This is a genomic window from Streptococcus oralis subsp. tigurinus (assembly GCF_002093545.1).
Taxonomy (GTDB): domain Bacteria; phylum Bacillota; class Bacilli; order Lactobacillales; family Streptococcaceae; genus Streptococcus; species Streptococcus oralis_C.
This window is the reverse complement of sequence record NZ_LNVF01000001.1, coordinates 681,185-699,846: the sequence shown is the minus strand read 5'-3', so window position 1 is coordinate 699,846 and position 18,662 is coordinate 681,185. Positions and strand designations below refer to the sequence as shown.

Below are 18,662 nucleotides of genomic sequence, written 5' to 3'. Positions count from 1 at the left end.
TAGGACAAGTGTCCTAACATCAACTTATAAAAGTAGGCTTTTAACCCTATCAATAATGTGGCTTTTCAACCACGCTTCGGCATTCAACCCTACCTGTCCGTAGGCATTTTTTACTCGGGTTTATATTTGCTAGAAAACATCATCTCATTTTCTAAGCCTTATAACTATATCATGTTTATAAGAGCTTGTAAAGGATTTTGAGAAACTTTTTTAAACAATTTCTTTTTTTGTTCGCAAAATGGTATTTAACGATAAAAAGGAATCGTTTTAAATTGAAATCAAAAAACAAAAACAGGAACTAAATCGATTAGTTCCTTTGTTGAATTGTAAGTATAGTCAGTTATTCAAAATCTTATCTACTTATCTCGTGCTACTTGAACAGCTAGTTCAAAATCAGTCATCATATAATTTTCATCTAGGCGGATGAGACCATAGTACTCATTCCAAAATAGCGAATCACTGTTGCTGGACCACTTTAATCCATACCATAGTTGAGTGACATCACTTGTATTTGATGGTGGAATTGACCATAGATGCTTCTTGAAAGTTTCTTGAACAAGCGAAACATCCAGTCGTGTAGTCAAGTCAAGTTCATTTAATTTGAAAGTAATAGAATGTTTTTTCGCTGCCTCAATACTGTCCTTGTTAAATCGAACCTGAATAACCTTAGAATCTTCTATAGCCACATCATGGTCCTCAGCACCGTAAAAGGAAATACTGCCCAGTACTATGCCATCTTTTGCTAGGAGATAGGGAGCGTAAGGAACAGCATTGCTATCAAGCCTGAAGCCTTTTTCGATGGTAACTGTTTTATCTCCAGGATACTTTTGGAAACTGTTACTTGTCAGGAGGTCTTCATAATCGCTACCACCATCGCCCTGTCTTACATAGAGGTCAAATCCAGCGTCCATCAGCTCACTGGATTTAGTTTCAGCTAAAATGATTTTACTTTCATTAATTTGTAAAATCGGTGCTTGAGGTGGCAAACCAATCGTGAGATTAAACGTGACTCCTACTAGAAAGACCATCAAAGTTATAAGGAGGGCAAGCATAGACTTCCCAGTTCGTTTTCTTGCATTGAAAAGGGCCATTAGAGCAGGTAGGAGGATCATTTTGGCTAAAATAGAATTCCCAACACCGCCTCTATTTAAGGTCTGAAAGGCAAAGATCCCTGCGATGGCAATCAGTGTCAGGTAGACCAAAATCTCGCCTAGACCCAGTTTTTCTGTTCGAGTTTGTTGATTTACAGGAGTTTCGTACAATGACTGTCCATTCTCTTTCCTCTTTTTTAGAAAGAGATAAAAACCCAGACCTAGCAGCAGATTAAAGATTGCAAAAGCAATTAAAGTACCTATAATCACTGTTCTACCCATGGCTCTCTACTCCTTTATGTTCTCTCTCAAATCTTATCTTACTCTTTAGTACCCAATTCCCAATCAATAAAACCAGCAAGAAGAAGGGGCCGCCTTCTATCAGCACAATGGGTAAAGCCACTAGAGCAATCATCAAAAAACTAGCTTTCTTTTGACGCCAACTACTGCCCCATTCTCCGTTTATCAGTGCCCCTAAATAGTCGATGTAATCAGTAAACCAAGTCAATAAGGGATTTTGAAAATCATTGAGCCTTAGGTAAATGAACATAGCAGAATATAGCAAAACATAAAGAATTCCAAGGACTAGAATAATCTTTTGACTAGTTCGAGTAGCCTCTAGAACGATTTTTTCTCTCTTCTCTGGTTTTATTTCCTTGAGACTTGGATTCTTACAAGAGAGTTTTTCAAATCTATGGTCCAGAAATCGGTAGAGATAATATTTTTTTATATCACGCTTCATAAAACCCCCAATCTAGGAAAGACACTCAATTATAAATCATGGTTTAAACATCTAATTTCAAGGAATTTCCTTCCAAATAGACGGCTTTTGACTCAGTGATTTTGATTTTTTGATCTTCTGAAAAGCCAATGGTTTCACCGTCCTTTAAGGTGACATCACTGCCTAAAACATACTGAAGAATAGACAGGAGGAAATAATATAAGTCATCGCTATTCATAGGAGACTCGATAATTTCAATCTCAGTTCTTCCAAACTCTTTCAAACCATAAGTGTAAATACTAGTTTTATCTCCCTGGTTGATAATTCCTATATAAATCCAGAGTTGAAGTGGAAGCATTTCTTCTTTCAAAAGGTCAGTCAGGTCTAGATAAAGATCTTTGGGTAAGAGCAAGGTGGTAGAACCCTGATAAATACCAATAGCTGATTGACTAGTTTTTAAGATAGAGGCATTGACTTTAGTTAATAGGGAATAAGTTTCTACTGGCGAAAGATTGTCAGACAGGATAGAAACAATGGCGTGTTGTGTGTGCTCTTGTGTTTCCTTCTCAACATCCTGCCAGAGGTAAGAATAGGCATACAATTCTTCAAATTCTTGACTTGGGATAGGCAAATCCATTAAAGCCAGCGCAACGAGAGCACCATCAATCACAAAGGTTGCACTAGAATCATCCCCAGAAACTTCAGAAATTTCAAGCGCCCAGTGAGATTTCAATTCCTGAACGACCTGGTCTAAAGAATAGGCCTGCTTGCCTTTAAAGAGGGGCATGGACAAGATCAGTTGTTTTTTCTTCTCTGACTTTTCTTTCTTACTAGTAAATAGATTTTTTAAAAAATTCATAGGACTTCTCCTTTTTCTCATATCAGTTGGGAAGCAAAGCTATCTTGCTTAAAGTGAGTCGTCATACCAAGTTTCCTCATCCTCAAAACCGTAGAATTTCTCATCAAGTAGCCAATTTCCATCCACCAATCTAAGTACAAACTGATGCTTCATTTCTAAAGCTTCTTGATAATGGGTGATGACTCTTGCTTCTTCAGCTTTTGTCATGATAAAAGCTACAGAAAAATCATTCGTTTGAACATAGTTATACTCACTTGGGGAGCCATAAGAATTTCGAACTCCTCCTTCCAAGCATTTTTGAGTCACTTGTCCAGTCATAAGTTGTATTTGCCTCTGAAAATAGTCATCCATAAGATCATTCCACTTGGGATGAACTTGATTTGCTGGGATGGCAAGGGCTTCTTTTTCCTTATCCAGTGTTCTGTTACGCTCAAAAATTTCCTCTTCTAACAAGGTTAAACTTTTGAGTAAATCAAGCAATGGTGTGATAATTATTTCCGCCATAGCTCGATAGTTTTCAGGGGTATTTTTATAGTTCACTCTCATGATTACTCTCTTAACTTTCCTGGATTAATTGCTTTACTTCTATGTCTGAAAGTTGTCCATCCATGTAGAGTTTCCTAAGTAAATCTTTATCTACGGTAATTTCATAATAGTCAGTCACAAACTCATGAAATCTCTCAAAGCTATCAAAAAGGTAAGAGAGCAACCATTCTCCGCCATCCTGATCTTGGTAAGTGTGTTGATGCGCGTGACCGTCATACCAGATAAAGAAGGTTGTTTCATCTTTTTGTTCTTCTGAATAAAGTGAGACATACTTTTCATCCAGTCCATTATAAAAACCATCGATGATATCTTGATTCCACTCGTCAGCAGCAAACTGGCTTAAACTGCTTTCATGATCAAAGCCTTTTATAAGGATCATTTTATCAGTCAAAATCACATCTAAAGAATCACCAGAGCCATTGTCAATAAGGTAGCGGAGTCCATAGTCTTCCTCAGTCTTAATCACAAGTCTGAGCCAATCCTCACTCGGATCTGTTAGAAACTCATCAATGACAAGCAAGGCATCTAAGCGAGTCTTTATCTTGTCCCAATTAATCTTTTTCATCTCTAAAAACCTCCATCTTATTTTTGCTATTTATCAAGATCACAAGCCCTATAACGAGCTGTTAGATAGCCTGAAAAGCTAATCTGAGGGATATTCCACTCATTAGGCAAATAAATTGAACAATCTACCTGATCACCTAGAGGGGAACTTGCTGAGAAGACATATCTTTCCAAATCCTCATTATTAAGATTTCTTTCAACTTGACTCAATCTGCTAGTATTGAACCAGTCTTTAAACAGTAGCCAGATTTGCTCGGCATCTTCGTTTAATAGGGGGACTTTCAAATTGTAGCTGATTCCGACTCTACATCTTTTTTTGAATCCTGACTCATCAGCCTTACAAACTTTTATGGATCCCTTATCATACTGCCAGTTATCACTATCTAATAGGGGAAATTGAACAGATAGATTGTCTTTAAATCCCTGCATAGTATCAAATAAATCTTTGGAGGCAGCTTCGAATAATTCTAGTTCTTCCATAGTCTTCTCTTTAATTTTCATAGCTAATCACATTTCGATTTAATCTGCATCAACCCAGATATGGTATTTTTGACAATGTAGACATCTAAACAAATAACCACAGATAGGCCCGTCTTTGACCAAGTAGTCTTCTACCTCTTGATATTCTTCACGCGCTTCATAGTCTTCCAAGACTTGCTCAGCGATTCCCATATCCTTCAATTCTTGAGTTCCAACTGTACCCAAGTAAGCACAATAATCTTGGCAACAAGAAAGCCAATATTCTCCCTGCCAACTAGAGTAGCCTGGGGTCTGACAAAAAAGCAGCTGATTCTTTTCTGGATCCAATTCACCCTGCCACTCGGCATCTTGGATAAATTCTGCATCGAATTTTTTAGCTGCTTGACCATTTGCAATACAAAATGGACAAAGGTTCTCTATGTTGTCAATACAATAAGGGATCAAGTCATAATAAATATTGCTTTCTTTCCCACAAGATGGACAAAGCTTGGCTTCTCCTTCAACAAATGAACCTGTAGCTAAGGGATCTGGATGATAGAGAAAATGTGGCAAAGACTGTAATAACTCCTGACTCTGCTTTTTATCTTCTTTTCTTAGGGGACGAGGAAGGGCATAACGATCACCATGACTCTGATTCATTTCTTGTAAACGGCTCAGTTTCTTTTTCTGTTTTCGATCTGGTTTATCTAAGATTTCGGTAAATAAGCTATAGGCACTAGTGTAGAGACCCAATTGTTCATAGAGGTCAACTAAGACTTTTTTAGCTTCTAAATCATCAGACTTAGCTAATTCATCAGCCAAATCATAGAGTGCCGCAACACTTGAAGGCTTTCCATCTTTAGCATGGTATTCCCTTGTCCGGGTGATATATTCTTGTAAATATGGATTCATCTGACTACCTTTTCTTACATGGATAAATTCTGATTAACAAATGGTGACGAGGACAATACCATTTAAGCCTAACATTGCTTTATATAAATCTTTCATTTCATCACCTGATTTTAACCTCTTATTGTCAGACAGTTAGTAAATTTCATACACAAGCTCTCTATCAACTTGAAAATATTTGTCGAATTTCACTAAAAGATAAAGGGATCCAGCTGGAGAGACACCGGCATCATAACCTAGAGCAAATTCGCCATAAGAACTACTTTTATCCAAGATTAACTCCCTTAATTCCAGTTCTGTAACTGCTTTATCAGGCCAATTATCATGGATAACCTTTTGAGCTTTTTTATCAAGGTGTTCCAAGTTTCTATATAAACTAGTCATCAAATCATCTGATAATAAGACCAAATCCTGTTCACAGTAACCTGTAAAATAAATATTTATGTCTTTATTTAGATATCGCCCTAGAAAATAGATCCCCGAATCATGTTTTTCCCAGCTTATTCCCTTCCATAATGCCAATAAATCTTCTTTGTTCATTTATTACCTCAAGCAGTTTTATTCTTTTAGGAATGTTTAATAAACTTTCTAACAAATAGTGACCAGGACATTTCCATTGAGCTCCAGAATCTTTTTGTAAAACTCTTTCATATTTACAAAACTGATTCGAATTTCATCCTTGATTTCTTCCTCTTCCTCAAGATAATCCCAAATATCAGGATACAAGTCGGCTTTCTTGCAGGCTTCCATACTAAAGTCTTCCAAGGCTCTGTGCATGTCAAAACTTTCTAGAGCTTCTATGATTTCGGCTATCTTATTTTTTTCAGTATAGGCTATGTACTCAGACACTTCTTCTAAAGGAGTCACTCCTAAAACCGCTTCTCTCAAGGGATTGTCATCCAAAAATTCTGAACTACTAAATCCTGTCAAGACAAAGACCAAGGCATCCCACATTTTGTCAATATCTAGTAAGATATCATGACTATCAGCGGAATCCTCTGCAAAATCTAACAAGTCATCTTCTTGATTGGAAAGACCTTTTATTTGATCTAATTCATCGTCTGGTAAATATTGATAATTGGCAATCATTCCCATGATTTTGCTCCTTTGAATCAGTTAGTATTATACGGATCTTTCTATCTCTATTTCCCTAGAAAATGCTATAATGGAGCTAAGAAATTGTTTTATTGAATGTTAAATAGGGGGAAATAGTAATGTTCACTAGTATTGTTTTGGGTTTTTATGCTCTTTTCTTTCTATCCTTGTCCTTTACTATCTATCTCTATATCAGACTTGTAGTTGCGGTCAGACAAGGGAAAGATGTCCCAAAATGGATCTATAAACTCGGCCATGCCATTCAAGGTAGAATTCACGTTGACTATGAAGAAATCACAGATACTAATGCCCTTAAAGAGATTCATTGGTTCTTGCTGATCTATTTAATCGTAAATCTACTGGTATTGGCTGGCTTCTACTATCATGGCAATAGCTTTCCGCAAGCAATTTATGAATGTTTGAAAAAACAATTTTTTATCGTACTTGTTAGTATGGTTTTAAAAAGTATTGGTAAATTTATTGTACTAGCTATAAGAAAAAACTTTCATAACAGTCATGCTTATGCATCAACCAACGCTTTTGTCGGGACAGCCTTTTTAACGAGTTATGTTTTTATGTTTTGCATGATGATGAGTGGTCTTCCAGCTCAACCTGTTCCAGTAACCATTCAAGATACCACTGTCATTATCGGGGAGAGCAAGGCTTCCGAGCTTTTAGAGCAAGGTTTCACCTTCGAAGATAAAGGTGCAAATAGTCCTATCACCAATCCAAAAAACGACCATTTCTACTACGGCCAGCTTCTCGAAATCAAGCGTGAAGATCAGTCCTATGGTTTTATGATCCTTACTCCTACTGGCAAAGATACTGATCAACTCAAAAACTGTGTCATTACCTACTATAGAACGCCTAAGGATGCCCATCAATTGCAGGGAATTTCTATCAATCATGTCAGTTTAGCAAATCTCAAGCTCCAAGATTTTCAAACAAGAAAATTAATCGATATCTTTGAAGTCAATCCTGCTGATTACAATGTCGCTGAGACTGACTCAAACTACATCCTAACCATTCAAACGGCAGATTACGACCTCTGGAAAAGATACAGGATTGAAGCCAAGTTCAATTCAGATGGTTCCATAGATAGTTATGGTGTTAGAGCTCAACACAGTATGTGGGAATGATTGACCATTTTCCCCTTTATCACATAAGCATTAAACTGAAAAAACATCATCGACAAGTTTATAGGTTTCGATGCGAAGGCCAGAAGAGCCCATATCTCTAGTGATTTCTTCATAAATATCTTCTAAATTTTGGGCTGGTGCTAGCATCCAAAGACTAAAAGGTCTAAGTTTCACCTGTCCAATTTTTTCAATATTATCTAATAATTGCCCTAAATCTTTGTGATTGAACCAGCAATCTGTAACGAGAGCAAACTTTGTATTGTCCATCTTACAGGAGATATGACTGGTCAAAAAATCATCGATGGTGGGCCGTTTTGTTTGTAAGAGGCGCGTGCAAGCCAGATGGTACTCAAGCTTTCTAGGACTCTGATCAACCATAGATACAAAGACAAGACCATACTCATCTTGGAACTTAACAGCAAGGATATCCCCTTCTTCAAAATAAGGTTTGCGTTTAGTTTTGGCTTTAGGAACCTTTAGAGGTCTAGGATTTTCAGTTTGCAACTGAAGTGCAAGTTTTTCCAAGACCTTTTGCCTTTGCTTCAAAGCCTTTGGATCTATTTCCAACCAAAATGGATCAGTCCCTTTTTTGATAAGCTCTAAGGTTTTATCTCTGATATCGTCTGTCAGGTGACCAATCTTCCACAACGAGTAGGCAAGAGCAGTCCAATAAATTTCTGTAAAAAAGTCTGTTTGACAGTAATCTTTTTCCGCATCGAGAATATCCTTGATGATATTTGCTACATGTTCACCATCTCTATAGCGACCAACTACCTCATTGTAAATGTCATAACCTTGATCACTGTCAATGATTTTAACGCCATCAATAGCCATACTCAACTCCTAATGCTCAATCAACATCTTATTGATAAATCTCAAAACTTATTTAATCTTATGCTTGTTCATTTTCTCTTGGAAAATATCTGTAAGAATTTGTCGCAATTCTTGAGCTTCCTTTTCAGGAAGTTGGCCTTCTTGTTCAGCTACAGCGTACAACTCTGGATACTCGAGCGAGATTCTCTTAACGGTACGTGTAATAGCATGTTTTCTAACAAAAAATGGAATCCGTTTAATCATATCTTGAGGAATTAAGGCGATAATCTTATCGGCTGTTTCCTTGTCGTTCAGTTTAGAAAAAGTGAGTCCCTTTTTAATCATTTCTTGTTCTTTTTCTGTAAAATCTTTAATATCCATTGTGTCTCCTTATAACTATATTATTTACTACTATTATACTATTTTTTTAATTGGTCGAATGAAAAATCTCTATAAATCCTCTCTTGCCCAAGAACGGAATCTGTTGTAACAGGTAGTTTTTCCAGCAAATCTTGGATATCAATATCATTGGGAAGAGGATTAAATTCTCCCAGACTATTTTCCTGAAGATGTGCTGCAAAGATAAACTCTCCCTTTTCCCAATCCATAGCACAATCATTGATAACATCCACCGGCGACAGATCCAGTAGTTCTTGCTCTTGCGATATAAAAGTTTCGTAGATAAACTCAAAAATAGCTTCCTTATCAATTTTTACAACTCTTAATGTATATTCATCCATGCTTGCTGTCCTCTAATCATATCAATTTAACTATCATTCGGTTGGTAACTTCTTATCCCACTCTTTAGGCAAAACATCCCCAAAATACTATTTTTAGAGTTGAACCCACTTATCATTATCCATAATAAAAGACTTCGCTAGACCTTCACCTGTATAGTTTTCGTATTTTGTATCTAGATATTTGTAGCAATCTTCCTTGGTTGCAAATTTGATAGCTTGATAAGGCTCCTCAAAGGTTAACTTTTCGACAAAGAGATAACTGTCCTCGCTTGGCACAAGTATGCCGACATGACCGATAAAGAGAGATTGACCATCCAAGTCATCATGAACTACAACAGACAGCATTCGAGCATTTTCATTAAACTTGAATTGAGAAAGGAACTGTTCCATCTTAGCAGCATGCACCTTAACATCTGTCGTTGCTTCGGTCTTGACTCTTGAGAATAAAATATCAAAAGCATCCTTGTCTTCTGCATCAAAGACCTTACCTTTGTCAATGGCATCATTATCGACAAACAAGAGAGAATCATCTTTCTCTAATTTAGGAATTTCGATAGAATTTTTTAATAAACAATAACTGTTAATACGACAGTTGGTACCGACAAAATCACCCTTTTTAGGAGCCCAAAGATTGCTTATCTTTTCAACATCATAGTCTGTTTTGGTAAATGTAGAAAAATCTCCAGTTAAGCCTACTGAACCGACAGTCGCGTTGTAATCATTGACAAGGTTAAAAAATGCATCGACACTATCTTTATCCAAATGTGCAGCCAAGGCTTTTCGAACTTCTTCTGAACTTTCCTTGCTATTGAGGTTGCTATAGGTTCCTTAACCACCTTAGTAGTTGAACTATTCTGTTTTTCCGTAGATTGGTTTTGGTTTGTACCACAGGCAGCTAAAGTAAAGAAAGCTAAACCACAGCAGCTCATTAATCTGATTTTTTTAGATACTTTCATAAAATATTTTCTTATTTACTAAGATTTTTCAGGTCGATTAGCTTCTCTTATATTATAGTTCAAATTTATTTTAAGTCCAAGCATTTTGCTGAATAAAGTAGATTTTAAATCATTAAAAAGGAAGCTGGCACACAGCACGCTCCCTAATAAGTGAAATATCTATGAAATCTTTAATTTTAGCCACCCTTTAGCTGTACCTGTGTATGTGCTATAAGGTCACCTAAATGTCGCTTATCCTTCCTGAAAACCATCATTACAAGTAGGGCAACTGCGAGGAGAGTAGCTAAAAACGAGAGAATAATAGATAAGGAATCAAACTCACTATAGAAACCATGTATCGTGCCCATATGACCTATTTGCCAAGGAAAAAATTTAATGGTGTTTCTAAGCAAGCTAGCTTGCACTGTTTTTTTCTTGTAAACCAATTGAAGTCCTGCTTTCGCCTTCCCGAAACTCCCATTTTTTGTATAATCTAAGAATGTAAAAAGTAGAATGATTGGCAAAACAGAGGTAAAAAATACAAGACACTGCGACTGAATTTCTGTAAACTCTGGAATACCATTAAAAAAAATAGTGTAAAAAAGCATAGAACCCAAAAACAGAATTGCTAAATAAGCTAGAATGAAAAGATAATCAAATAGTAATTCAATCATTCTTTTTTTAAACGAAATAGAATTAATTGCTAAAATCTTCCTCATCATCTCCTCCTTTGTTATCTACTATTCTTTTCAAAAGTTTTATTCTTTCGGTTGAGAATAGACCTCGATATGCTGACCTAGCACCTTGATTTCTACTGGTAGGTCATCAGATTTGTCACCATCAACATCCGTTTCCAACTCAACATCTGAAGAAATTTTAATATGTCGAGCTTTCAGATACTCGATATTGTCATTTACGACAACATCCCCTTTTAATAAATCAGGGATAACTGACAATTTTGTAAGGATTGAGGCATCTTTTAGTATCAAAATATTGGCATAGCCATCCTTGTCTTCATCAAAGATTTTTTTGTCAGCGAAATAATTTGTGAGGAGAACTAAAACATGACTGGCTGGGCCAATGTAATTACCATTATCTGTCTCAACTGTAATGTTAAATGCTTGATCTGTAACCACAGACTTCATGGTATTAATCGCATAGGCGAGCATACCAAACTTTGTTTTATCTTCTATCCCAACGTTGTGGATAGCTTCTGGCAAAGAGCCAATACTAAAGATATAACCAAAATAATTTCCATTTGATTTTCCAATATCAATCTTGTTTGTAGAACTGAAATCAAGCTCGTCAATAGCACTATCAATATCCTGAGAGATTTCTAATAGTTTCGTAATGAGATTTCCAGTTCCCCCTGGGATAATCGCCAGTTTAGGAATATAGTCTTTTTCAGCGATACCAGAAATTACTTCATTGACGGTCCCATCTCCACCAAAAACAAGAACAGCATCATAATGCTCTCGAGAAGCTTCTTCAGCAAAGTTTGTGGCGTCTTGCGCTTTTTCCGTAATTTTAATCTCTACATCATCAAAGTAGTCTCTAGCTTTATTCTCCAGCTTCACCTTATAATCCAAGGCTTTTGCACCTCCAGATGTTGGATTGATGATTACCATAATTTTTTTCATTTATTGTTCTCCTGTCATTAGATTTTCTTACTTTAACTAACCATCTCAAGTTTGGTCCATATAAATTTTGATCGCTTGGTATTCCTGCTCTTTAGCATAGGCAAACACCTCTGAAGCTCTAATGTAATCAAAGATATTTTCCTCTAGATCTTCATCCCAGATCGATTCATGAAATATTTCATTCTCTTGACATGATTCATAGAAAATATCGAGGTGAACCTGATAAAACTCTTCATCTTCATTTGGAGCTTGCCTTACTAAAGATAGTTGAAACATTGGCTTATCAGATATAGCTGTAAATGTCCCTGTTTCAAATAAAATCATCTCATCCTCAATAGGCTCACGACACAAGTCTTCAAAGATTGCTACCATTTCCTCTAAGGGCATCTTATCGGTGATTCTTTCTCTTAAAAATTCAAGTGATTGCTTCATATTTTTTCTCTTTCTAGATGTTTTCGTTCTTAGAATAATCCTATTAAAAAATTGAATCCCTACACCTTTTATTATACTACATAAACAGAAAAAAAGACCTAACCAGCGGGCCCTTACCTTTATCTCAGTCTAGATCTTTTTGATAATCGGAATAGCCACTGTAAGGACGTCTATCCTAAAATTAATTCCCTGTACTTGGTAGTGATAGATTGGGGCTAAGCAAAATTTAAAACTCACAGATACAACTTTCATCTCACATTCTTTAGAAATTCTCACGATTAACTTCTTCAAAATAGTCATCCAGATGATGGTAGATTTGCATATCTTCTTCTGAACCATCTTTCAAAACTGCAAATACCTTCACTTTATCATCATTGACAAATACGAAATTATGTTCACCAAAATAAGCCTGATAACCCTTGTCAACTAAGGTCCAAAGTTCATCTTTTGTTAAACCAAAAATATCTTTTTTTACAAGATAGGTTTTCCCGATTTCCATTTTCATGATAGATATTTCTCCTTAAGAAGCTAGATAGTGCTAGATGTTTCTCTTTACTGCTCAATCCGTCTACTAAAGCAGTGGCATACACTCACAAAGAACTTTGGTTGACTATTGAATATCTTCCATCGCTTCTTTCACATATCCTTCGACATCTTCAATCTCTACAAAAAGCGGGTCTAAGTGGCATAAGAAGTGCCAATCTTCGGTGTCGCGTTTTCTGTAGATAATCGCTTCACCGTCTTCACTTCCGAAAAAGCTTCTGTCGACTTCGTACCCTTTGCTTTCTAAGAAAGCTTTTGCCTTGCGGAAGTTTGCTTCTCGTGCTTCGACATATGCTTTCACTTCATCGTTATTCACGACATAAGCATCGATTTTTGTAGCTCCTTCGACCACTTTATCGTTTTTAAAGGATAGATTCGAAACCTCTTTCCAAATAATGTCCACATTTTCCTCAGAATTAAACGAAAACCTAGATAAAGGGACAATATTTCCGTTAAAGACAATCTCCATATAATCCGGTAGATTTTTTGAATTAAAATATTCCACTTCAAAACCATCTTCGTTTTCTAATGTATACCCAGGGATTTGAGTTACAAATTCCCGTCCTTCTTCTAAAGTCTCAAATAAGACTAAATCCTTTGAATAATTGTTTTGGTACAATTCCAATATAACCATCGATAACCCTCCGTCATTCAGTATCGGTCCGCATAACGCCTATCTATTATTTTATTACAACCGTTTCTTCCCATCGTCTAAGCACCTCTTTCAAAGGCTCATCTAGATAGTTTAAGGCCTTATCCTTAATCCACTCAGGAATTCCATAAGCTGCCTCGGCGATACTTCCTGTGATTGCTGCAAGAGTGTCGCTGTCCCCACCAAGAGAAATCGCATTTCGAATCGCATCTTCAAAATCTGTACTTTCTAGAAAAGCAACGATGGCCTGAGGAACCGTATCCTGACACGTTTCATTGAAACGGTACGTAGGTCGAATTTCATCTAGTGATTGTGAGAAAGGTTATACCCATACTGCTGCTCTATATGCTCTTTTATGAGTCTCTTACACTCTATAGGGTTATCGTTGATTGGTTGCTCGTAGTCGCCACAGTAGCCTCCGAAGTAATACCGACACATAAAGATAGCATCAGACGTCGCCATAGCGCCCTTGATACCTTCTGTATGATTATGAGTCACCTCTGCAGAAAGTCGCGCGAGAGCTCTTCTGGACGGCCAGGCTCCCGTTCGTGCACAGAAACTACAATCCATGGCCCAAGCACATGGAGAAACACGCATAGCAGATCCATTTCCAAAGCTATTATAAGGGGAGCGGTCATTACTATGAATCCATGCATCAAACCTAGCACCATAACCAGCATCAGGATACATCCTACCATATTTCTTCATGGAATCAATAAAGTCATCCTTCTGTCCACCGTTCATGATTGCTTCTGCCACAGCACAGGTCATCACCGTATCATCTGTGAAAAAGCAGTCATCCCTAAACAAGGGAAAATCCTTCGTTTTGATATTGTTCCATTCGTAAACAGATCCTACAATGTCTCCGATAATTGCTCCAAGCATAAGATTCCTCCTTGTAAACTATTGGTTTAGACTGATTTTTCTACTTCCTATACTCGTTTATTCTATCAGCATATTCAGTCAAAAGATTTTTTGAATAAATTTTTTCATTACTTGAATTTCTAACTTCTTTCCAAAGGATGGAAGCTACTTTTAATTTATTTGAATAGTTGCAACTATTTTCATCTGCACAGAAATCCTTTAAAAATTGATTCCATTGACAAACCGAATTATCATACTTGGCATAATCCGATTTTCCATAATAAACTTTCAGCATATCTTGAATGGTAAAACTTAAATCATGTTCTCTTTTTACTTTTCTCCAAGCAGTGGCCATATCAGCAGTAAATTTAAAGGGCGAAATACCTGTTAAAGTTGAGAAATATTCTCTAAAGTGTGCATTAAAGGAGAATCCGCATTCAAGTAAGGGCGTGTCTAAGGTAACGACTTCTACTTGTTTCTTCTTGCTTTTTATTGATGATTTTTTAATCAAATTCCCCTTAAAGTACTGCTCAATAATATCATTGAGTTCTTGTTTGGTGCCTCTATATTCAAGTCCTATTGTTTTGCATATCTGCGAAAGTTCATCTCGATACCAATAGTATTTATTAAACTCATCAAAGGATGAGATTTTTTCAAACTCAGGTCTGCTTTCTATCAATATTTCACCTCCTTAAAAACAGTTTAGGTTTTCATCTAAAAATAATGGAGTTTTAGTTTCTTTATTTTAAGGTTTATACTCATTTCTCTAACAAGCTCATACACTCAACGTGGGCTGACGTTAGCTTCAGATACTATGAAACGATATAATATAAAGACTGTCTGCATTTTTGAGTTAAACTATTAAACGTTATTTATCCATTTCGATGTCAAATCTTTTGTTATCGTCTTGAACTTTTAACTCAGATTTTATTCTAGCAAGCGCCCTTCTTAGAGAAATACTGTTTATTTTACCTTCACAATTCTCGAATAAAGTCATTTCGTCTCTTGAAAGACAATTACTATTTTTTCTAGCTTTTTTAATGATAGTTTTTAAGGTATTTAGATTGTTACCACTAGATTTAGCTATCTGAAGAGCTTCCTCAGTTAAATTCGCATCTCTTAAAACAATCTGTTCAGCGCTGAAATCACCAATTGTCTTAGCAGCATCAATTGTTCCATGACGTAATTCTTCGCTATGTTTAGAGATACGACTTAGGTACTTATCGCAACTAACCAAAGTTGCAAAATTTCCTTGAGTTTGAGCTTTACTTCTGATTTTATAAATAAAATATTTAACTGAGTGTTTTAATATAGGAATTTTCAGCATTAGAGCAAGTGTTCTTATTTTAAATTCCTCAAATGTGGAATTATACTCTATATTTTGATACTTAAAAATTAATTTAAGCATCCTAATAAACGTTGCTATAAACAATAAATAGTCAGATAAAATTGGGTGATAATCTTCAAAATTTGGAATTTCCATTTGGTATGATGAAACAATTTCGGTTTCTGCATATAAATAAGTTGGAAAATCTAATCTCTTGTTAGTGATTTGTTGTAATTTTATAGAAGAATTTCTGTATTCGATAAAGTCCCCCCTCTCCCTATTTAAACGAATATAAAGAGTTAATAACGATGAATAAATACTGTGCCCTCTAATCGACCGTGAACTTAATTCCTTTTTTATATTGTTAAATACAATATCTGAATTATCGCCATGATTAACTAAAAGAGTAAGCAAAAATACAGTTTCGACTATTTTAGACACTTTGATGTCTTTTTTCATATCTGAGATAATTGGAATCAATAATTTATCTACACTTGAATCTCTATTTTTTAAATTCGAAAGATAAAAACAGATTGGAATAACTTGATTACCAAACAATTTACGGATTTTCTGTAAAACCTCATTAAAATAACCGTCAATTTTTACAGCCTTCGTTTCTTTTACTTTCCTTTGTAGAGATGTGCTACAAGAACTATCAAATTTATCTACCCAAAATAAATTTGTGTTTATGTTTGATTCTTTGTTGTAGATACTCTTAAATATAGGAAAATAATCAATATCTCTTCCACTATATCCCGCAAAACAAGGAAACAATGAAATACACAGTTTTCTGATAAAATCGCTCCATTCTGGAGTAATTTTCGTAATCTCAGACATTGTTGTTTTTATGCTTAAATAATTAAAATTTCCTTCTTCATCTTCTATAGTTCCATGTAATTTACATAAAACTAGACCTGAAAATTTATTATCCAATGAAGGGGGCTGATTATCAGGGGTGTATATTTGAATATGTCCACAAATTAGGCCCATATTTTTTAACTCTTTAAAAGCTTTCTCAAATAACGTATCGTAATTCATTGTCAACAATGGTACACCAGCCATCACAGAGTAATATACAAGAAAATAATGAGCAACATTAGGATAAATCTTGATTCCTAATGAATCTTGGTGTGACTCAAGTAGACAAGACCACAATTTCAGATTGTTTCGTCTGTCATTGAAAAATCTAAGCAACGTTCCATAAAACATTTCAGGCTGTAATGGAGTATCATTAGAATTAATAAGATCTTTTAGTTTTTTACTTAATACTTCATTATCACTGAATTTTGTAGTTTCTAACGAGTACGAGGGTAAAAAAATTTCTATAGTCTTACTCAAGAGTTTTTGCACTGAAGGCATATTTGAGTCAATACTAATACCTGCACCAGTTAAGAAAAAAACTCTGTGAGAATTTAATTTTTCGTTAAAGTATTTAGTGTTGTTATCTATAGTATGAACGTCGTTTCTCATAATAATCTACCACCTTCAAGAAATAAAAGACTATGGCGATTCGGCCATTCTAATGTGAATTTTTTAGTATCTGAAAAGACAAACTTATGTAAGTTTACAATACAAGTTGAAAATTGGATAATCACTATAGGCTTCTTGTTTCTCACTGCTAAGTTTTCTCCAGTATAAATCAGCTTGTAGCTTTGATTTTAATAACACTGCAACTCCAAAACAAATTTCTGGATCAGTCCGACATTCAATAAGTAGGGAACTTAATTCTTCTATATCATTTTCTGAAAGTTCTTCCAACCTTTGCTTTAACTGTAAATGATTAATTATGGACCTTGGCTTATCAGTTGAATGAATCATATTCCATTCCGACAACTGCTTTGCCCAACTTAGTAACTCCATCTTTTTATTTGATTCTTCAATCCTATCATAAGCAGCTATAATCCTAATCAAAGCATTATTTGCACTTATAAATGAACCACTACTCTTTAATAAACGATTATAGGAAGAGATAACAGCCATAATGTCACAGTTGTCAATTTGCATCCAATCTTCTATAGAAAATAAATCAAAAATCGAGATTTCCCTGGTATTACCATCTTCATCTGTTTCTCTACACCATGGCGTTTCTTTGAATATATCTACTAGAAAGCCAGACTTTACATTGTCCTGGTGATACATTAACAAGTAATGTAAATTTCCAATTTTCGCATTTATCAGCTTAGACTCATCAAAATTGAGGGTCACCTTTTCTTTTTTTAACAATCCATCTTCAAGTAACAAAAGATTTTTACGAGATTTATCATCAAACTCTGATAAATTCAAATCTTTAGCGATTCCTAATTTTTCCAAGCTACTCTTTAAATTATCTAGTTCTGTTAACTGTTCATTAAGGTTCAGATTATTTAACTTTCTTAAATTCTCACTCTGAAAATTCAACCTATGCTCGTTAATATATATGTAACCCTTTGAAGAAAATTCAAGTAAAACTCTAGTATTATAAATTGCTTCTAAGAGACTATTTGGTCTTTCAAAGGAAAAAGAAAACTCTCTTTCAGATTCTGAGAAGATACTAATTGTAAAACCGGTAGCAAATCTTAACTCTACACTTCCATCTGAATTATAAATACGTTTTACATCATTAAATAAATATTCATCACCAAGCTTTATAATTAAATCAGTTTCTTCAAAAATACTAGCTATCTTTATATCACTTCCTACTGGAATTTCAGCACCAGTAGATTTATCAATTATGTATGGAAATATTTCATGCTTTTTTTGATACTCAAAAACACTGATTGGAGACGAACCTGTAAAATAAAAACGAAATTCTCTATCTTCAGGGATGCTTTCTGACAATTGGTTTTTATCATTAGAAAAACTGATCTGTCGCATTCTTTCATCTAAAAAATGTCTCATCTCAGAATATAGCTCAGATTCATTTAGTTCGTAAATTGTTACTGAAAGACTCTTTTTTTGAGAGTTTTTTCCCAACTTTGATTTTCTTAATAGGTTTCTTATCGTTAACGGTAAAAGAGAACGGTAGCAAATTTTTTGTAGCTTGCCTTCGCTGTCCAGAAAAACTACAAAAAAGAATATACCTCCGTCAGATTTATAAGATATTAAATCTGAGGCACTGATATCAAATGAGTTCAATCTTGTCTTCCTTTGAGTAGTTTTTACTTGAATGGGAACTCTACCTATTATATCCTCTTTTTTATCAGATGCGGCTTTAAGTACATGGACTTCACCATCCCACATAGGTGTTTTGTCATTACTATCTATGTATGCTTGTAGCAGGTCATTATCATTGATCAAATCACTAAGTTTCCCTACTCCTAAAGATTCTATTTTTCTGTTGCTTTTCAAAGAGAT

21 protein-coding genes and 2 pseudogenes are annotated in these 18,662 nt (G+C 35.2%); 1 reads left to right on the top strand and 22 read right to left on the bottom strand.

Going from position 1 to position 18,662, the window contains the following annotated elements; genetic code table 11:
* Positions 1 to 356: 356 nt before the first annotated feature.
* From ATE34_RS03520 to ATE34_RS03480, 9 genes are all read right to left on the bottom strand, one after another.
* Entirely contained in the window at positions 357 to 1,373 is a 1,017-nt protein-coding gene (locus tag ATE34_RS03520; RefSeq protein WP_000533840.1) for a hypothetical protein, read from the bottom strand.
* The gene (locus ATE34_RS03515) at positions 1,366 to 1,833 is read right to left on the bottom strand and encodes a hypothetical protein (protein WP_000817463.1); all 468 of its coding nucleotides are present in this window, start codon (positions 1,831 to 1,833) and stop codon (positions 1,366 to 1,368) included. The genes ATE34_RS03520 and ATE34_RS03515 overlap by 8 nt, the downstream gene beginning before the upstream one ends.
* Positions 1,834 to 1,876: 43 nt before the next feature.
* Positions 1,877 to 2,671, bottom strand: coding sequence for a DUF4261 domain-containing protein (locus tag ATE34_RS03510; RefSeq protein ID WP_084911085.1), 795 nt, complete (start codon positions 2,669 to 2,671; stop codon positions 1,877 to 1,879).
* A gap of 48 nt (positions 2,672 to 2,719) precedes the next feature.
* Positions 2,720 to 3,217 (bottom strand): hypothetical protein, encoded by a 498-nt coding sequence (locus ATE34_RS03505; RefSeq protein ID WP_084911084.1) that lies wholly within the window; start codon positions 3,215 to 3,217, stop codon positions 2,720 to 2,722.
* 10 nt (positions 3,218 to 3,227) lie between these two features.
* A complete protein-coding gene (locus ATE34_RS03500; RefSeq protein WP_084851186.1) occupies positions 3,228 to 3,782 on the bottom strand; it encodes a hypothetical protein in 555 nt (184 codons plus the stop codon).
* Between the two features lie 26 nt (positions 3,783 to 3,808).
* Entirely contained in the window at positions 3,809 to 4,282 is a 474-nt protein-coding gene (locus ATE34_RS03495; protein WP_180382666.1) for a hypothetical protein, read from the bottom strand.
* Between the two features lie 18 nt (positions 4,283 to 4,300).
* The gene (locus ATE34_RS03490) at positions 4,301 to 5,152 is read right to left on the bottom strand and encodes a CbrC family protein (protein WP_084911082.1); all 852 of its coding nucleotides are present in this window, start codon (positions 5,150 to 5,152) and stop codon (positions 4,301 to 4,303) included.
* 132 nt (positions 5,153 to 5,284) lie between these two features.
* Positions 5,285 to 5,689 (bottom strand): hypothetical protein, encoded by a 405-nt coding sequence (locus ATE34_RS03485; RefSeq protein ID WP_001030857.1) that lies wholly within the window; start codon positions 5,687 to 5,689, stop codon positions 5,285 to 5,287.
* A gap of 48 nt (positions 5,690 to 5,737) precedes the next feature.
* Entirely contained in the window at positions 5,738 to 6,244 is a 507-nt protein-coding gene (locus ATE34_RS03480) for a YfbM family protein (protein ID WP_000525326.1), read from the bottom strand.
* A gap of 119 nt (positions 6,245 to 6,363) precedes the next feature.
* Here ATE34_RS03480 and ATE34_RS03475 point away from each other — a divergent pair, with 119 nt between their 5' ends.
* On the top strand, positions 6,364 to 7,383 hold the full coding sequence (locus ATE34_RS03475; protein WP_084911081.1) for a hypothetical protein: 1,020 nt from the start codon (positions 6,364 to 6,366) through the stop codon (positions 7,381 to 7,383).
* Positions 7,384 to 7,413: 30 nt separating this feature from the next.
* On the opposite strand, the gene ATE34_RS03470 is transcribed toward ATE34_RS03475, so the two are convergent.
* The 13 genes and pseudogenes from ATE34_RS03470 to ATE34_RS03410 form a co-directional block, all read right to left on the bottom strand.
* On the bottom strand, positions 7,414 to 8,217 hold the full coding sequence (locus tag ATE34_RS03470) for a hypothetical protein (protein WP_084911080.1): 804 nt from the start codon (positions 8,215 to 8,217) through the stop codon (positions 7,414 to 7,416).
* Between the two features lie 48 nt (positions 8,218 to 8,265).
* Positions 8,266 to 8,577 (bottom strand): hypothetical protein, encoded by a 312-nt coding sequence (locus tag ATE34_RS03465; RefSeq protein ID WP_000351658.1) that lies wholly within the window; start codon positions 8,575 to 8,577, stop codon positions 8,266 to 8,268.
* Positions 8,578 to 8,615: 38 nt separating this feature from the next.
* The gene (locus tag ATE34_RS03460) at positions 8,616 to 8,936 is read right to left on the bottom strand and encodes a hypothetical protein (RefSeq protein WP_084911079.1); all 321 of its coding nucleotides are present in this window, start codon (positions 8,934 to 8,936) and stop codon (positions 8,616 to 8,618) included.
* Positions 8,937 to 9,029: 93 nt separating this feature from the next.
* Positions 9,030 to 9,892: pseudogene (locus tag ATE34_RS03455) on the bottom strand (DUF4300 family protein).
* A 176-nt stretch (positions 9,893 to 10,068) separates the two neighbouring features.
* Positions 10,069 to 10,590 carry an RDD family protein gene (locus ATE34_RS03450; protein WP_180382665.1) on the bottom strand — a complete coding sequence of 174 codons (522 nt, stop codon included), beginning with the start codon at positions 10,588 to 10,590 and terminating at the stop codon, positions 10,069 to 10,071.
* A gap of 39 nt (positions 10,591 to 10,629) precedes the next feature.
* Positions 10,630 to 11,511 carry a diacylglycerol/lipid kinase family protein gene (locus tag ATE34_RS03445; RefSeq protein ID WP_084911077.1) on the bottom strand — a complete coding sequence of 294 codons (882 nt, stop codon included), beginning with the start codon at positions 11,509 to 11,511 and terminating at the stop codon, positions 10,630 to 10,632.
* Between the two features lie 45 nt (positions 11,512 to 11,556).
* The gene (locus ATE34_RS03440) at positions 11,557 to 11,943 is read right to left on the bottom strand and encodes a hypothetical protein (protein ID WP_000814116.1); all 387 of its coding nucleotides are present in this window, start codon (positions 11,941 to 11,943) and stop codon (positions 11,557 to 11,559) included.
* Positions 11,944 to 12,205: 262 nt separating this feature from the next.
* Positions 12,206 to 12,448, bottom strand: coding sequence for a hypothetical protein (locus ATE34_RS03435; protein WP_000781504.1), 243 nt, complete (start codon positions 12,446 to 12,448; stop codon positions 12,206 to 12,208).
* A 105-nt stretch (positions 12,449 to 12,553) separates the two neighbouring features.
* Positions 12,554 to 13,120, bottom strand: coding sequence for a hypothetical protein (locus ATE34_RS03430; RefSeq protein WP_084911076.1), 567 nt, complete (start codon positions 13,118 to 13,120; stop codon positions 12,554 to 12,556).
* Positions 13,121 to 13,166: 46 nt separating this feature from the next.
* Positions 13,167 to 14,023 (bottom strand): annotated as a pseudogene (locus tag ATE34_RS03425) (ADP-ribosylglycohydrolase family protein).
* Positions 14,024 to 14,063: 40 nt separating this feature from the next.
* Positions 14,064 to 14,681: an SAP domain-containing protein gene (locus ATE34_RS03420; RefSeq protein ID WP_180382664.1), complete on the bottom strand. Its 618-nt coding sequence runs from the start codon at positions 14,679 to 14,681 to the stop codon at positions 14,064 to 14,066.
* Positions 14,682 to 14,870: 189 nt separating this feature from the next.
* Positions 14,871 to 16,799: an SIR2 family protein gene (locus ATE34_RS03415; RefSeq protein WP_061598407.1), complete on the bottom strand. Its 1,929-nt coding sequence runs from the start codon at positions 16,797 to 16,799 to the stop codon at positions 14,871 to 14,873.
* Positions 16,800 to 16,883: 84 nt separating this feature from the next.
* Positions 16,884 to 18,656, bottom strand: a complete 1,773-nt coding sequence (locus tag ATE34_RS03410; RefSeq protein WP_061598408.1) for a hypothetical protein — start codon at positions 18,654 to 18,656, stop codon at positions 16,884 to 16,886.
* Between the last annotated feature and the right edge of the window lie 6 nt (positions 18,657 to 18,662).

What these genes read in the sequence shown, in the direction of transcription:
- ATE34_RS03480 (WP_000525326.1), bottom strand. Translation starts at nt 6,244, where the DNA reads ATGGGAATGATTGCCAATTATCAATATTTACCAGACGATGAATTAGAT.
- ATE34_RS03515 (WP_000817463.1), bottom strand. Translation starts at nt 1,833, where the DNA reads ATGAAGCGTGATATAAAAAAATATTATCTCTACCGATTTCTGGACCAT.
- ATE34_RS03500 (WP_084851186.1), bottom strand. Translation starts at nt 3,782, where the DNA reads ATGAAAAAGATTAATTGGGACAAGATAAAGACTCGCTTAGATGCCTTG.
- ATE34_RS03435 (WP_000781504.1), bottom strand. Translation starts at nt 12,448, where the DNA reads ATGAAAATGGAAATCGGGAAAACCTATCTTGTAAAAAAAGATATTTTT.
- ATE34_RS03465 (WP_000351658.1), bottom strand. Translation starts at nt 8,577, where the DNA reads ATGGATATTAAAGATTTTACAGAAAAAGAACAAGAAATGATTAAAAAG.
- ATE34_RS03470 (WP_084911080.1), bottom strand. Translation starts at nt 8,217, where the DNA reads ATGGCTATTGATGGCGTTAAAATCATTGACAGTGATCAAGGTTATGAC.
- ATE34_RS03430 (WP_084911076.1), bottom strand. Translation starts at nt 13,120, where the DNA reads ATGGTTATATTGGAATTGTACCAAAACAATTATTCAAAGGATTTAGTC.
- ATE34_RS03450 (WP_180382665.1), bottom strand. Translation starts at nt 10,590, where the DNA reads ATGAGGAAGATTTTAGCAATTAATTCTATTTCGTTTAAAAAAAGAATG.
- ATE34_RS03485 (WP_001030857.1), bottom strand. Translation starts at nt 5,689, where the DNA reads ATGAACAAAGAAGATTTATTGGCATTATGGAAGGGAATAAGCTGGGAA.
- ATE34_RS03415 (WP_061598407.1), bottom strand. Translation starts at nt 16,799, where the DNA reads ATGAGAAACGACGTTCATACTATAGATAACAACACTAAATACTTTAAC.
- ATE34_RS03520 (WP_000533840.1), bottom strand. Translation starts at nt 1,373, where the DNA reads ATGGGTAGAACAGTGATTATAGGTACTTTAATTGCTTTTGCAATCTTT.
- ATE34_RS03440 (WP_000814116.1), bottom strand. Translation starts at nt 11,943, where the DNA reads ATGAAGCAATCACTTGAATTTTTAAGAGAAAGAATCACCGATAAGATG.
- ATE34_RS03510 (WP_084911085.1), bottom strand. Translation starts at nt 2,671, where the DNA reads ATGAATTTTTTAAAAAATCTATTTACTAGTAAGAAAGAAAAGTCAGAG.
- ATE34_RS03495 (WP_180382666.1), bottom strand. Translation starts at nt 4,282, where the DNA reads ATGAAAATTAAAGAGAAGACTATGGAAGAACTAGAATTATTCGAAGCT.
- ATE34_RS03505 (WP_084911084.1), bottom strand. Translation starts at nt 3,217, where the DNA reads ATGAGAGTGAACTATAAAAATACCCCTGAAAACTATCGAGCTATGGCG.
- ATE34_RS03445 (WP_084911077.1), bottom strand. Translation starts at nt 11,511, where the DNA reads ATGAAAAAAATTATGGTAATCATCAATCCAACATCTGGAGGTGCAAAA.
- ATE34_RS03490 (WP_084911082.1), bottom strand. Translation starts at nt 5,152, where the DNA reads ATGAATCCATATTTACAAGAATATATCACCCGGACAAGGGAATACCAT.
- ATE34_RS03460 (WP_084911079.1), bottom strand. Translation starts at nt 8,936, where the DNA reads ATGGATGAATATACATTAAGAGTTGTAAAAATTGATAAGGAAGCTATT.
- ATE34_RS03475 (WP_084911081.1), top strand. Translation starts at nt 6,364, where the DNA reads ATGTTCACTAGTATTGTTTTGGGTTTTTATGCTCTTTTCTTTCTATCC.